This window comes from Synechococcus sp. KORDI-52 (genome assembly GCF_000737595.1).
Classification (GTDB): Bacteria; Cyanobacteriota; Cyanobacteriia; order PCC-6307; family Cyanobiaceae; genus Parasynechococcus.
On the sequence record NZ_CP006271.1, the window covers coordinates 2,038,967 to 2,052,966 of the forward strand.

Here is a 14,000-nt window from a genome sequence, read left to right on the forward strand (position 1 = left end):
AACCTCAGTGGACTGCTGAACCGCCAGATGTTTACAGCGATCTTCGAGAAATACACACGCGCTGGCTCGGGCTCGCACCCCAACCTCGCCAACGCCCTGATGGAAATCGATGATTTCAAACGGTTGAATGACACCTACGGCCATGCTGCCGGAGATGCAGTTATTCGCGCCGTCGCCGCCACAATCAAGGGCAGCATGCGCGAAGGTGACCCTGTTTTCCGCTGGGGCGAGAAGAGTTTCTGGTGCTCATGCCAACAGCGAACCTTGATCACGCCAGAGTTCGTTTGGAAGCGTTGCGTCGGCGTGTACGCGATATGGAGATTGAACTGAAAACCGATCGCTGCACCACAGTCACCCTGAGCTTTGGAGTAACGATGTACAGACCCAACGAAGCCAACGAGTCGGCTCTGGACCGGGCCGACCAAGCCCCCTACAAAGCCAAGCACACGGGTCGTGATCGGATCGTCGTCTTCGATCCGCCGGGATGACATAGCCCAAACAGGACGATTTCCATTGAGAACTGATCAATCATTGCTCGACTTCAGTGGAACATTGCCCGTCTCAAATCATGAGCAGTTTGAATCAAGAGGCGAACCAGAGAATCTGAAACGAAACACACGCAGTGGACACCACAGAAAAGCAGCCCTGATGCAAACACGACATCGATGAACCAACCAAGTATGGACAGACTCCCTGGAAGGTTCGGATCGATCTCAGTGGAAATCTTTCCTCGCTCTATCCACATCAAGCCTGAGAGTTGCCTCCGACGGCTGAAACGCTTAGGAATCAGGTCATATCAGCGGCTGTTGCATGGACTGGCCCTGGTCCTTCCCTTTCCGCAAGCCCAGCTGCTGGTGGGTCGCGGAAGCGTTCAGACGCTCGCTGCTGAAGTTCGACGTCGACGTTGGTCCCGCCCCCTGCTGGTCACCGACCAGACATTGATTGAGCTTGGAGTCGCGCAGCATCTGCTCGACCATTTGACAGCCATAGATGTCCGCTGCGCCGTCTACCACCAGGTGGAGGAGAACCCCTCCCTCAGCTGTGTGGAACAGGGACTCCAGCACTACCGCAACGAAGGCTGCGACAGTCTGATCGCCGTCGGCGGCGGATCCGTGATCGACGTTGCCAAGGGCATTGGCGCCCGAGCAGGCAACCCCTGGCTCTCTCTGCGCTGGATGGAGGGTCTGTTCCGGGTGCTGCTGCCTCCTCCACCGCTGAGCTGTGTTCCCACCACTGCCGGTTCCGGCTCCGACGCCTCTATCGCAGCGGTGTTGACCGACCCGGCGAACGGACGAAAGCTCACCATCGCCGATTTCAAGCTGATGCCACGGCTTGTTGCGATCGATCCCATGTTGATGCTGGCACTTCCACCGGCCGTGACCGCTGCCAGTGGCATGGATGCCCTCACCCATGCAGTGGAGTCCTACATCGGCCGCAATGCCACACCGTTCAGTGAGAACAAGGCCCTTTCCGCCCTGCGACGCATCGCCGCCTGGCTGCCTCAGGCCTACCGCCAGGGGAACCATGAACAGGCACGACTGGAAATGGCCCTGGCAGCCCACGAGGCGGGACAAGCATTCACCCGCACCAATGTGGGCTACGCCCATGCCATCGCCCATGCCCTGGGCTGCACCTACGCCATTCCCCATGGCCTAGCCAATGCCATGGCACTGCCGGAAGTGCTGCGTTGGTCGCAACCATGCTGCGAGCAGCGGCTCGCCAGCCTGGCTCGAGAGCTTGGCCTTGGTGAGAGGAACGCGGCCGATGGAGATGGAGAGCTCGCCACGCGATTCATCGTCTGGGTGGAAAACCTCAATTCACAGCTGGGTATCCCGGCGGCCGTGGCATCACTGCACAGCAATGACATCCCGGCCATCAGCCGCAGGATCCTGCAGGAAGCCCATCCCAGCTATCCGGTGCCACGCCTGCTGAATCACGCCGACTGCGAAGCCTTGCTGCGGCGTTTACAGCTCAGAGACACCATCAACGACCTGCAATCGCCCACACAGTGATTGTCATTTGTCGGGTCTTCGCTGATCACCAGCGGAACTGCTGTCTATTTCAGGCGGCCGCTACTTTCTCTCCAGCAATCCAGCAAGCCGATGACATCGACAGCCAGATCCATGCCATCTCTGCTGCTGATTCACCCGATTGGCGTGGGGCTGTCCTCCCGCTTCTGGGAACGGTTCATCCGGCGTTGGCAACGCGACGACCCCGAGGCCGTATTGATGGCTCCGGATCTAATCGGCTGCGGTCAGGCCCCCAGCAGTCGCGATCCCCTCACACCAGAGGACTGGGCAGAACCACTGGCAGCCATGCTGCGGGAGCGCAACAGCGGGCCCGTGGTGCTCGTCACCCAGGGGACCTCGCTTCCCATCGCTCTTGCCCTGCTTGAACGGGTGCCGGAACTGGTCTGCGGACTGGCAGCAATCAGTCCACCGGGATGGCATGTGTTGCATCAACCGTTTCCGATCGAGCGTTCCCGGCGGCTCTGGCGCTGGCTCTTCCGCGGCCCCATCGGCAACCTGTTCTATCGCTACGCGCGGCGGCGCCGCTTCCTGCTGAGCTTCTCTCGAAAAAACCTCTTCGCACGAGCGGAAGCCGTTGATGAGGAATGGTTGCAAACCTTGAGTGAAGGGTCTCGCGCGATGAACACCAGATGGGCGGTCTACTCATTTTTGGCCGGCTTCTGGCGGCGCGACTGGGAACCTCAGCTCACCGGCCTGACCCTGCCCTTGCAGGTGGTGTTCGGAACATCCGCGACGGGCATCGGCCGTTCACGCAGCTGGGATGATCTCAACGAGCGTCTCGCCACGTACCGGCAGAAGCTGCCCCATGCCGTGATCGAAACCATCCCTGGCAGGAATGTTCTCCCCTATGAATCCACCGAGGCCTGCGTCAATTCCGTCAGACGATGGTTCTCAGAGCAGCACTGGAGGTGAGGGCCTTCTCAACGCCTCATCGCCACCACCTGCAGACGCACGGGATTTGACGGGCCCAGCGTGAAACCACGCCGGCGTGGTTTGTTGTCCCGATCGCTGGGGGACGTCAACCGGTAATTGGCACCTCGAAGCAAGCTCACGAGAATCAGCTTCATTTCATACGCGGCCAAAGCCGCGCCGATGCAGCGCCTGGAACCGGCCCCGAAACTCAGGAATTCGTGGGAGCCGTAGCTGCGTCCGACGAAGCGATCAGGATTGAAGCGGAGCGGATCCGGATACAGATCACTGCGTTCGTGCAAAGCCTGAATGCAGACGAGCAACACGTCACCGGGATGGAAGACGAAGCCGCCCATGGTCACGGCTTGCTCCACCCGACGCGGAAACATGAGCATGGCCACCGGATGAATCCGCAGCACCTCGCTCACCACAGCCGAGAGGTAAGGAAGTCTGGTGATCGCCTCCGGATCGTCGGGATCGGGAAGCCCGTCCAGCTCCTCCAGCAGACGGCGTCGGACGTCTGGACGGCGATGTAACCAGTGAAGTGCCCAGGTGAGTGCGGTGGCCGTGGTCTCATGGCCAGCGAACAGCAGGGTGAAGAGTTCATCGTGGAGCTCGTCATCGCTCAGACCTTGCCCCTGTTCGTCGGTGCACGCCAACAGCAAGCTGAGGATGTCGACCGGTTGATCATCTGCCCTGGAACACTCCAGTGCACGACGTCGTGCCGTGATTTGCCCAAGCAGCACGCGGCGTACGGCGGCCTCCGCAGCTTTGATGCGCCCGCCGGGGCTCCAAGACCCAAGGTCTCGACGCAGGAAGGGGAAGAAAAGCAGCAGGGAACCCAAGCGCCCAGAGCGAATGCCCAGACTCGCGTTCAACGTTTGTTCGACCTGGCGCATGGATTCGCCGTCGTGCAACCCAAACACGGCGGTGAGGATGACGCGCATCGTGATGCGTTGCATCCGAGAGCGGGCATCGAAAACATCCCCCGGTGAAAGGTCGGCCATCACCTGTTCGGCCAGGGCCGTGATCAAGGAGCCGTAGGCCTTGAGGCGTTCACCGTGAAACGGCGGCGTCAGGAGTTTGCGACGCTGGCGATGCATCGCAGGCGATAAGAGAATGATCGAGTGCTGACCAACCACCTGCGACAACAGGCCGTTGAGCTCACCCGGTGCGCTGATGGAAGGGCCACCATCGTGATTGATCAGATCCTTGATCACCGCCGGGTCACTGATCAGCACCTGCCGAGGCGGCAATGTGGGCGACATTCGAACCCGAATCACACCCGAAGACGCACGGAAGCAACGCCGGTAATAGGCAATCGGCCGAAGGATCGCTTCCAGAACCTGACGGTAAGGCGGTACGTGCAACTCAGGAATCTGCTTCACGTCAGTGCGCATTGATCCCCAACACCCGTCTGCTGAAGGCTAAAGACACCGGCACGGCTGAACAGACAACCGACCACTGACGCACGGAAAACAGCCCGAGAAAGGATGGCTTGTGAATCCAAAGCGGCATCCCATCTGTATGGATAGCAGCAACGCTCATCTGCTTTGAAATCTCCTTTGAAAAAGCATGTTGTTGGCCTCGGCCTGCTTATCGGTGCCGTGATTCCTGTCGCAGCGCCATTTGCTCCACCGTTGATCATGTCAACCGGCGCACTCCACACCTCACCTGCCCATGCCGCCACTCCACTTCCAGCACCGCTACAGGGCAAACCAGTGGTCGTTGAGATTGTTGCGTCATGGTGCAGCGCTTGCCAGACCATCAAGCCGGTGATGCAGACCCTCCGCCAGCAAGAAGGCGACGCGGTGCACTGGGTGCGTTTTGATGTGACAAATCCCGCTTCCACACAACAAGCTGCTGATCGCGCAGAACACCTCGGACTGGGCCCATTATTCAAGCGCCACCGCAGCCAGACCAGTCAGGTGAGCGTGATCAACCCCGAAACAGGACAGGCCGTCAAAACATTTCGAGCCCAACCCAATCTGGATTCCTATCTCAAAGCCATCGCAACCACCCGTTCGATGATCGGCAGTTAGGCGGCCATGTCAGTAGAAAAATCCAAGCGATGCTTGTCCCGTCGAAAACAGATCGCAGTTCTTGCTGTGATCGCAGCCGCTCTTGTGGTTGCAGCAGGCCCGATTGAGTTGGCTGTTCTATCCATCAGCCAAAGCTATGCCGAATGGCTCAACCGCTGGAGCAACAGTCATGCCTGGGCGACGCTGGGATTGCCTGTGCTGGCCTTCGGGGGCGGATTGATTGCCAGCGTGTCGCCCTGCGTGCTGGCACTTCTGCCCGTTCAGCTTTCCTATCTCGGTGCTCATCGGCAGCAACAGCCAAACCCCGGCAAGGTGATCCAGTTCAGCCTTGGCGTGGTGACGGCTTACAGCCTGCTCGGATTATTCACATCGTTAGCAGGAACGTTGCTGATTGACCATCGCGGCGGGTTGTTGATCACGGCAGGTGTGATCGTGATCTGCATGGCGTTGCAACTGAAAGGGTGGGGTCCACGGATTCCATGGAATCGTCTGAATCTCAGCCCCAAAGGTGATCTCAACCGGATCAAACACCTGCCGGTCGGGGCCTTTGTGATTGGGTTCACGTTTGCGCTGGTCACATCCCCCTGTGCCAGCCCTGTGCTGGCGGCAGTGGTCAGTGTCTCCGCAGCCACTGGCTCGCCTCTTCTGGCCACCGTGGCCATGGTGTCGTACGCCATTGGCTACAGCATGGTGATTCTGCTGGCGGGTTTAGGCGTTGAACTCGGTGGTTTGCGGCGTCAATTGCTCGCCCATGGCAACCAGGTCTCGGGAATCAGCGCCATGGTTCTGTGCAGCTTCGGGGTGATCTACGTCTGGAGCGGATTTCAAAATCTGCAGCTGATGGGTTCTCTGTGACCTCTGAGCATGAGATCCACCCAGAGGTGTTGGGGCGTCTCTTCGACGACCATGCCGCTGCGGTGTATCGCCTGGCCTTCAGTCTTCTCTCTCAACGCCAGGACGCCGAAGATCTCACCCATGATGTCTTCCTGCGGTTTCAACGCGGCGGCTTCAATTCGGAACGCGGTTCGATCCGTCAATACCTCCTTCTGTTGACCCGATCCATGGCCCTGAACCGATTGAATCAACAGCACAATCGCCGCCGCATTCTCGAGTGCTTCAGACCTGGTTGCGGGCAACAAGACCCCATCGATCTGCAGGCCATGAATGAACGCGTCGAGCTTGAGCTGGCTCTGTCTCAGCTCTCGCCCCGCGAACAACAGATTCTTGCCATGAACTACCACAAAGGCGTCAGCCAAAGCACGATTGCGACCACACTGAGCCTGCCCTTGGGCACCGTGAAGACGATCAGCCGTCGCGCGTTGATCAAACTCCGCAATGCACTGGTCTCTCGCGAGGTGAGTTGATCATGGCCTCAAATCCCAACACGAACAGAGAATTCAGCAAGAGGAATGAACTGCTTGCCGGCCAGGTCCTGGGAAACCTCAGTGCAGATGAACGGGCGTCTTTGACGGAACATCAGCCACGGTCAGCAGAAGAGCAGTCACTGCTTGAAGAGCTGCAAACAGCGCACAGCCGTATGGAGCATCATTGCCCCCCTCCGCTCTCGGAGACGGTCAAAGAGCGACTGTTGAACTCGGCTTACAGGGCAAGAACGTCTCATCCTGAACGCTGGATCATTGGTGGATTGCTTCTGATTCTCACGTTGACTGGAGGGGAGCTTTATCGATCGAAGCTGAAGCTTGCACAGCAAACACCAACCTCGCCATCGGTTGCTCTACGGACAGAAGACCTCGCCATTGCACTTCACGCGACCAAGCCAGGTGCCATGAATCAGGCCCACGGCGAAGTCGTGATACGTCCGGGACAGGGGAGCAATCTTCTGCGGGTGAATCACTTACCACAAGCACCCCAAGGAAGGCTCTATCGACTTTGGGCCCTCACCCCAGATGGAATGAAAGGTTGTGTCCATTTTCTTCCTGATCCACAGGGAAAGATCGAGATGTCCATCCCGCCACAACCCACGGGATCAGCCACACAACTTTTGATCAGTCTTGACCCTCTTTCATCCCGTGAAAACGTTGATTCTCAACCCGTGGAACCGGTTCTCACGAGTGCCATCTGAACGCTTTGTTGCCATTTGGAACCGCGACGGTCAAGCTCGATGAATTCAACGCAACGAAGGCAGGATGTCTCCCTCTGTCGTGACCTATGCCCTCGATCGCCTCGCCGATCTCGGCATCGGCCATGTCTTCGGTGTTCCCGGCGACTATGCCTTCCCAATCAACGATGCCGTGGAGGTGCATCCGCGGTTGCAGTGGGTGCCGTCGGCCAATGAACTGAATGCTGCCTATGCGGCTGATGGCTACGCCCGCCGACGAGGGGCTGGCATTGTCTGCACCACCTATGGCGTGGGGGAACTCAGTGCACTCAATGGCCTGATGGGTGCCATGGCCGAACGTCTTCCCGTCTTTCATTTGGTCGGCACACCCAGTCAACGGATCGTGCGCCAGGGGCTGATCTGTCATCACACCCTCGGAGATCAAACCTATGACCGTTTTGAAGCGATCTCTGCGAGCGCAAGTTGTGTCAGCGCCAGGCTCACACCTGAAAACGCCGTCATCGAACTGGAACGGGTGATTGACAAGGCTCTGGAGGAATCAAAGCCTGCTTATCTCACCTTTCCGATGGATCTGGCGCTGATGCCGATCACCGGTAAGCCGATCCAGGGATCTCCAATCGGCCAGGTTGATCAACACGCAAGTGTGAGCCGGGAACTGGAGGCCGTCCTCGATCTCCTGGAGGCAAGGATTGGCGCAGCATCCAATCCCGTGGTGCTCCCCACCATCACCCTGAAACGTTTCGGTCTTGTGCCTGCCCTGGAACGTTTCCTCGAGGCATCCGGCCTGGCCTATGCAACAACGCCGATGGACAAGTCGCTCCTGAGTGAAGACCATCCCGCTTTCCTTGGGATGTACAACGGCCATCGATCGACGCCCGCAAGCCTTGGCAAGGTCGTGGAAGAGGCTGATCTGCTGCTCGATCTGGGTGGATTGGTCCTGGAGGACCTCAACACAGGCCTCTGGAGTGGATCACTTGATTCCAACCGACTCATCGCGGTGCATGCCGACTGGGTGCAGGCAGGGCATCAGGTGTTCACGAGCGTCAGCATCAGCGATGTCCTTGCCGGGTTGACAGAACGCCTTCGGAAAGCGTCGCCGAGTCTGTCCTCCTGGGGAGATCAGAGGGTTGTACAACCGGCTGCGTTGCTTCCCCTCAGTGAAGCCATGGATCAGCCCACCGATTCGGCGAGCTTCTACCCCCTACTTCAACGATTTCTACGCCCCACTGACCTTTTGGTGTCCGATACCGGCACCTGCCTGTTGAAACTCAATTCCATCCGGTTACCCGCAGGGGTGGCCATGGAAAGTCAGACCCTCTGGTCATCGATCGGGTGGGGAACACCATCGGCTCTGGGATGCGCCCTTGCTGAACCGGAGCGCAGGGTCGTTCTGGTCACCGGCGATGGCGCCCACCAACTCACGATGCAGGAGATCGGGGTGATGGGGTTCACCGATGTGAAGCCTGTGGTGATCGTTCTCAACAATGGCCTGTATGGCGTGGAGGCCTTGATCAGTGAGACCGGGCACGCCTACAACGATTTGCCCCCCTGGCGTTATGCCGAGATCCCGTCAACGCTTGGATGCGAAGGTTGGTGGTGCGGGCGAGCGGCAACCGTTGCCGAACTGGAGGAGGCATTGACCTCAATCAACGCGCATCAGGGGGCGGCGTACCTGGAAGTGGTCATACCGGCAGAAGAGAGCCAGCCCCTGGAGGAAGAGGTGATTGAAACCATGCATCAAACAATGACCCCGGATTCCACGTCGCACAACTGAGCGATGGAAGCAACGTTGGGGAGTGACCTCGACGTCAGTCACGAACGGCCTCTCCCGGCAGAAGCGGAAATGGGCTGGACTGCAGAAGCCGACGAATTCCCAGCCGGTCACGCCACTGACTCAGAGGGGTCTGCCAACCCTCCTCCCACCGCTGAGCCAGAAAGGGTTGGGCCTGGGCACCAAGATTGAGGCCGTAGGCGATGGCCACGCCCACGTCCACAGCTCCACCCTCAGCCGGATCAGCATCGCTGACGCGATGAACCAAATCGGCCGCGATCAACAAGGCACTGCCAGGCCAGCGCAGCTGTTCCGTGGTCAGACCATTGGCCGCTGCCTCACCAGCCAGTGTGATCGGCAGCCCGGCGACCACATGCCAGAGATCATGGGTCTGGCGGATGCGCATCTGAAGGTAGGCGTCGTCGCCCCGTATCGCATCGGGAAGTTCTGGCGGGGGCAGATCATCCAACCCCTGCGAGGCCTTGAACAAACCGTAGACGTGTCCCAATGATCCAGCCGGCATCGCGATCAACTGAGACAGGGCTGGCCAATCCCCCCAGTAACGCTGAGAAACCAGTGGCGAAATCGCCGGATGGGTCTTGAGGCGATCACGGGCCGCCTGTGCCACGTCGGTGGAGTAGGTGGCATTGAGGAGATCAAAGGCATGATCGAGATCATTAGGATCACTGCAGAGGGCAGCCAGGTCGACAGCCAGGCGTTTCAACAGGGAGCGATTGGTCGGTGCGATCAAGACAGTTGGTTCGTTGAACAATGATGGTTTCCTCTCAGGGCAGGCCCCCTGATGAAACCAAGGCTCAAGCTAGAGAGGGCAGCATCTCCAACGCCTCAAGCTCAACAACGAGGGAGCAGGATCTCTCAATCCACTCATCATTCAGCAAAATCGCACGGGAACTGATGTTGGGATCCAGCTGCCAGTTATGAAGATGCAGCACCGAACTCAAACTGCGAAGAGCTGCTAGTTGCACATCAGCCCAGGCGTCGGCAAACGCATAGTCCTTCACACCATGCGAACTCAAACTCTGATGCCAACACGTGCAAAGCTCTTGCAATCGACCACGTCGTGCAGGCATCGGAACACCGCCGCCGATGAGATAAGCGAAATCCAGGGCTGCCATCGACCGGGTGGGAGTGCCCCAGTCGAGCAAAACGACATCGCGTTGCGACGCATCCCTCCCGAACAACACGTTCTCAACACGCAAATCGCCATGAACCAGGGTTGCTGGTCGATCCGCCATCGCGGCGTCGATGGCCTCTGAATGCTCAATGACAAGGGCGATCGCCTTGAGGGCCTCCGACTCAATCCGCAACTCATAGTCATCCAAAAAGTTGCGATAAAACGATGACAACGTGTCTGTACTTCATTGAAACCAAACCTGATGATCAGGCAGCCAGTCATGCCCATTCAGGGCAGGAGAATTCCAGAATCTGGCATGAATCTGCCCAATGACTTCAAGCACCTGAGAACAAGCATCAGCGCTCACATCGCGCACCTGGTTGCCGACCTTCATGGACGAAAGGTCCTCCATCAGCAACCAGCGCCCTTCATCGCTGGAGCCATTGCCCGTCGCATAGGAGAGCGGTACCAACGAGGAGAGCTGCGGGGCAAACAAGCGATAAAACCCCATTTCCCGGCGAAAGCAATTCAACTTCAACGCCACTTCCTGGCTGCGGGGATCATCACTATCAATCTTGAGAATCAGGGATGAGGGCAGGTCCCCAGAATCCCCCCTGGGCCGCAGACGCATGGTGTTGGATGCAAACCCCTGAGGCACGCCCAAAGCCTCAATCTCAAGCCCTTCAACACGAAGGCCCAACTGCTCGCTGAGCCATTCGGCATCAATGGGTACACCAGAGGGAAGCGAGGGCACGGATCATCGATGCAGCGCTTGTTCCACATAGTTGAAATGAACAATCAAACCCGAAACAAAAACAGCTTCTAGCTCAACAATTCCAACAGCCGGAACGAATCAAGAGAAGACAGACAAGAATTCAAGGAACATTGGAAAGCCATGAAGTCACATCAAAAGGCACCAACAAGAAACCGTGGAGAAAGGAGACCTTTGACAATCACCGCCACAAAACACGCGGACTAACTCAAAACAAAGACCTTTTAACTCAACCTCGAGCACTGGCACGAACAAAAATCAAACGAATACAAGTCCAACAAAAAGGAGCAGTCAATACACTAAAAAAGGAATTGCAATTGTCTAAACAAAGCCATTAGAGCAGAGCAACAGACACAATGGCGTCGAAGCCTGTTCACGATGAAGGTCAGGCATACACATTCAATTGTGTACGGCTTCACCGACATGCGGCCCAACAAACATCAAAACAGAAACGCCAGCTCAACACGCACAAGGTGAGCCGATCACTTCAGGGGTGCCCACGCCATCGTGGCATTGAACTTCTCACACCAGATCAAAATGGAGCCTTGGCGGGGAAGATCGATCGATGCCGGAATCACATAACGCTGAGCACCGGAAGTAGACCGCAAAGGTGCCATGACCGTGTAAGACCCAGCACGAAGTGGGTAGGCCGGTGGACTGCTCGTCGCCAACGGGGTAGTGGACGGGCTAAATGTGATTTTCAAATCCGGCGCCAGGTCGTTGGTCTTGAAATCACTGCTGAGTTCAAGCACCAGCTGCGAGCCTTCTTGATGGATTCGGAAGCCACCTTGAACAGGCGTTTCGGCTGCACGAAAACTGCCTTGCATCGCCGCGAACGCGACGAGGTCTACCGACGAAGATGTATGGGCAGTGGATGGCCGCACACGATGAACAAAAGCGGCAGAGCAGGCCACAAAGACCAATGCCGCCAAAAGCAGGGGAAACGGAGAATGCTGCGGCTTGACGACCATGCTGATCAAAATCAGTGCTCCTAGGTCAATTTAAAGCCAAGTGAACTAAATACACCACGCCTGCCTCGAGAGCGCCAAATAGCGACAAGCATGCAAGAGCCTGAATTCATGAAGGCAGACGAAAACTTGCCGAATAGACGTAAGAGCTTGACTTCAATGATCAACAAAGGGAGGGGCATGACCATAAAGCACAAAACAAACACGCAAGAAGCGTGGAGCCAAGACCACAAAAACCAACCCTTAAAAAAGATTAAAGTTTCGCCATCAAGCCAGTAGCTTGCTAACATAAGTTTATTCTTTTCAATAAAAATAATTTTTGATTATTTTCTTCAGCAATTCACTAACATTTTGATTTTTAAGCGACTGCCAAACTTTATCAAGAGTGAAGCATCGGCTGGGCCTGCCGCACGAATCATTGCTTCATTAGCACCAATAACATTAGTGCTATCAGCAGGAATGCTTTCAATCAATTCATTACGCCAACAGTATATTTTTACATCTAAAGAGATACAGGGAATCGATGATATTGAATTCCTGATTCACTTGAAAACATTACTAAAAGAGGCCCGGGGGTTAAGACAGTTCTCTGCCACGATGCCCGGACAGGATCTTCTGCTCCATAGACAAAGCCACAGCCATAGCGATTGGTCAAACAAACTTGGGCATTCAATCGACAAACATGAGCACACAGAACACTCCGACCCTTCAGCAGAAGCCGTAAGCTCAAAGAACATAACGATCAATTCACTCATTGCTCAAAACAGAGCTGCTGTAGCCGAAATCCTTTCTTCTCGTGAATGGCTTTCAATCAAAAGACGCTATGGCTTCCACAGGGGTGACATCAAAGTGGAACTTGTTAGACAACCAGAAGACAAAGGGTTTTCCTTTGAGAAAGATTTTCAACAATACACAGACCGGATCAATGAGCTGGATGAATACTTTGGAATTGTTGCCGATCGCTCAAATTTAATCTTAGACCCTGAGATTGACACCTACTATTTAACATTGTTAACAACATCAACCCTTCCATCAATTGCCGATCTAATCGCCCTTAGTCGAGGCCAGCGCGTGGACTACGACCTGAGAAAGAAAACCTCACAAATGAATACAGACAAGAAAAACGAAGTTTTTCTAAGATTAAGCAATTTGCTTGACTATCAACTGAGTTCTCTCAATCGAACGATTAATATTCTCGGTTACGCGTCCCCAGAATCATATAAATCTCTGAAAATCAACCGTCTTAATCTTGTCGACAAAATCAATGACCTGAGTTTTGGAATCAGATCAAAAGACTCAATGGGCTTTGATGCTGCAGTGGAGCACTGGAACGAATCAACTCAATTGCTTGAATTGCTGCAGAGCATTCAGTTCAATGGAATGTCAGTCCTTAGATGGAGGCTTGAAGAGAGACGCAGAAATATTGGACTGGAAATCCTATTAATTTCCATACTTTTACTGACAGGAAGTTTAATAATCTTCTTTGTCAATAATCGTCTATTTGGACGGCTTGCCAATGCGCTTACAGACATCAAAATGCTTGCCAATACGGATTCATTAACCAAGCTGTTATCAAGACGTAGCTTGCCTCATTTATATCAACGCGCAATAACAGGCGAGGATAGCAATTCTGAAGGCATTGGTCTTTGCATCTTTGATGTTGACTACTTTAAATTATTTAATGATAACTATGGTCACCTTGAAGGCGATGACGCCTTGGTTAAGGTCGCCACTTTTGTAAAAGATTCACTCCTAAGACAAACAGACTATGCATTTCGTTTTGGAGGCGAAGAATTTTTAATCATATTAAGCTCTTCCAGTCTTAAAAAATTCGAATATTTTTTACAAAGTATTCGCAGAGGCATTGAAAACCTCCAAATCAAGCACAAAGCAAGCAGTACTTCAGACTATCTCACGGTTTCGATGGGGGGGGTTTACATCCCACAAAGATCATCTGAGATCAAGCTTGACGTAGCTCTTCTGCAAGCAGATCGAGAACTTTACAAAGTAAAGCAAAGCTCAAGAAATGCAGTTTCGATTACAACATTGACCGACAAGATGGCGTCTGAGCTAAAAAAAGAGCTGGACTGCAATACAGACCGCCGTACAGGTTGAATATGATAGTTTTGGTGGGATAGACTTTAAACCAGCGCCTGATTTTTCGCAAAACAACGCAAGCCCTTGCCGAGAAGCACAAATTTAGACGTAGAGAAAGAATAACACCAACTCACTTCAACACCAGATATCCTGAATCCTTATCAATTGGCTGCATGAATACCTTGTGCTGTAAAGC

13 protein-coding genes and 1 pseudogene are annotated in these 14,000 nt (G+C 55.1%); 9 read left to right on the forward strand and 5 right to left on the reverse strand.

Annotated features, from left to right (window positions below):
- The first annotated feature begins 27 nt into the window (after positions 1 to 27).
- The 3 genes and pseudogenes from KR52_RS15175 to KR52_RS10415 all read left to right on the forward strand — a co-directional run bounded on the left by KR52_RS15175 (position 28) and on the right by KR52_RS10415 (position 2,942).
- Positions 28 to 488 (forward strand): annotated as a pseudogene (locus tag KR52_RS15175) (GGDEF domain-containing protein).
- A 318-nt stretch (positions 489 to 806) separates the two neighbouring features.
- On the forward strand, positions 807 to 2,012 hold the full coding sequence (locus KR52_RS10410) for an iron-containing alcohol dehydrogenase (RefSeq protein ID WP_253912382.1): 1,206 nt from the start codon (positions 807 to 809) through the stop codon (positions 2,010 to 2,012).
- Positions 2,013 to 2,123: 111 nt separating this feature from the next.
- Positions 2,124 to 2,942 carry an alpha/beta fold hydrolase gene (locus KR52_RS10415; protein WP_038555564.1) on the forward strand — a complete coding sequence of 273 codons (819 nt, stop codon included), beginning with the start codon at positions 2,124 to 2,126 and terminating at the stop codon, positions 2,940 to 2,942.
- 8 nt (positions 2,943 to 2,950) lie between these two features.
- Here KR52_RS10415 and KR52_RS10420 read toward each other — a convergent pair whose 3' ends face one another.
- Positions 2,951 to 4,339, reverse strand: a complete 1,389-nt coding sequence (locus tag KR52_RS10420) for a cytochrome P450 (RefSeq protein ID WP_051834338.1) — start codon at positions 4,337 to 4,339, stop codon at positions 2,951 to 2,953.
- A gap of 246 nt (positions 4,340 to 4,585) precedes the next feature.
- On the opposite strand from KR52_RS10420, the gene KR52_RS10425 reads away from it, so the two are divergent.
- The 5 genes from KR52_RS10425 (at position 4,586) to KR52_RS10445 (ending at position 8,835) form a co-directional block, all read left to right on the forward strand.
- A complete protein-coding gene (locus KR52_RS10425) occupies positions 4,586 to 4,981 on the forward strand; it encodes a thioredoxin domain-containing protein (protein WP_156957710.1) in 396 nt (131 codons plus the stop codon).
- Positions 4,982 to 5,014: 33 nt separating this feature from the next.
- Entirely contained in the window at positions 5,015 to 5,836 is an 822-nt protein-coding gene (locus tag KR52_RS10430; RefSeq protein WP_051834340.1) for a cytochrome c biogenesis CcdA family protein, read from the forward strand.
- Positions 5,833 to 6,345 (forward strand): sigma-70 family RNA polymerase sigma factor, encoded by a 513-nt coding sequence (locus KR52_RS10435; protein WP_051834341.1) that lies wholly within the window; start codon positions 5,833 to 5,835, stop codon positions 6,343 to 6,345. The genes KR52_RS10430 and KR52_RS10435 overlap by 4 nt, the downstream gene beginning before the upstream one ends.
- 2 nt (positions 6,346 to 6,347) lie before the next feature.
- Positions 6,348 to 7,064 carry an anti-sigma factor gene (locus KR52_RS10440; RefSeq protein ID WP_156957711.1) on the forward strand — a complete coding sequence of 239 codons (717 nt, stop codon included), beginning with the start codon at positions 6,348 to 6,350 and terminating at the stop codon, positions 7,062 to 7,064.
- Positions 7,065 to 7,128: 64 nt separating this feature from the next.
- The gene (locus KR52_RS10445; protein WP_038555570.1) at positions 7,129 to 8,835 is read left to right on the forward strand and encodes an alpha-keto acid decarboxylase family protein; all 1,707 of its coding nucleotides are present in this window, start codon (positions 7,129 to 7,131) and stop codon (positions 8,833 to 8,835) included.
- Positions 8,836 to 8,869: 34 nt separating this feature from the next.
- Here KR52_RS10445 and KR52_RS13310 read toward each other — a convergent pair whose 3' ends face one another.
- The 4 genes from KR52_RS13310 to KR52_RS10460 all read right to left on the reverse strand — a co-directional run bounded on the left by KR52_RS13310 (position 8,870) and on the right by KR52_RS10460 (position 11,710).
- Positions 8,870 to 9,583 carry a Coq4 family protein gene (locus tag KR52_RS13310; protein ID WP_162175624.1) on the reverse strand — a complete coding sequence of 238 codons (714 nt, stop codon included), beginning with the start codon at positions 9,581 to 9,583 and terminating at the stop codon, positions 8,870 to 8,872.
- 64 nt (positions 9,584 to 9,647) lie between these two features.
- Positions 9,648 to 10,199: an ecdysteroid 22-kinase family protein gene (locus KR52_RS15180; protein ID WP_253912383.1), complete on the reverse strand. Its 552-nt coding sequence runs from the start codon at positions 10,197 to 10,199 to the stop codon at positions 9,648 to 9,650.
- Between the two features lie 12 nt (positions 10,200 to 10,211).
- On the reverse strand, positions 10,212 to 10,721 hold the full coding sequence (locus KR52_RS15185; protein ID WP_253912384.1) for an ecdysteroid 22-kinase family protein: 510 nt from the start codon (positions 10,719 to 10,721) through the stop codon (positions 10,212 to 10,214).
- A 500-nt stretch (positions 10,722 to 11,221) separates the two neighbouring features.
- Positions 11,222 to 11,710 carry a DM13 domain-containing protein gene (locus KR52_RS10460; protein WP_038555572.1) on the reverse strand — a complete coding sequence of 163 codons (489 nt, stop codon included), beginning with the start codon at positions 11,708 to 11,710 and terminating at the stop codon, positions 11,222 to 11,224.
- Positions 11,711 to 12,058: 348 nt separating this feature from the next.
- On the opposite strand from KR52_RS10460, the gene KR52_RS13315 reads away from it, so the two are divergent.
- Complete coding sequence (locus KR52_RS13315; RefSeq protein ID WP_156957712.1) at positions 12,059 to 13,822, forward strand: GGDEF domain-containing protein; 1,764 nt, start codon at positions 12,059 to 12,061, stop codon at positions 13,820 to 13,822.
- The last annotated feature ends 178 nt before the right edge of the window (positions 13,823 to 14,000 follow it).

Coding starts and splice junctions, on each gene's coding strand:
- KR52_RS10420 (WP_051834338.1), bottom strand. CDS start 4,339: ATGCGCACTGACGTGAAGCAGATTCCTGAGTTGCACGTACCGCCTTAC.
- KR52_RS10440 (WP_156957711.1), top strand. CDS start 6,348: ATGGCCTCAAATCCCAACACGAACAGAGAATTCAGCAAGAGGAATGAA.
- KR52_RS10415 (WP_038555564.1), top strand. CDS start 2,124: ATGCCATCTCTGCTGCTGATTCACCCGATTGGCGTGGGGCTGTCCTCC.
- KR52_RS10460 (WP_038555572.1), bottom strand. CDS start 11,710: ATGGTCGTCAAGCCGCAGCATTCTCCGTTTCCCCTGCTTTTGGCGGCA.
- KR52_RS10425 (WP_156957710.1), top strand. CDS start 4,586: ATGTCAACCGGCGCACTCCACACCTCACCTGCCCATGCCGCCACTCCA.
- KR52_RS10445 (WP_038555570.1), top strand. CDS start 7,129: ATGTCTCCCTCTGTCGTGACCTATGCCCTCGATCGCCTCGCCGATCTC.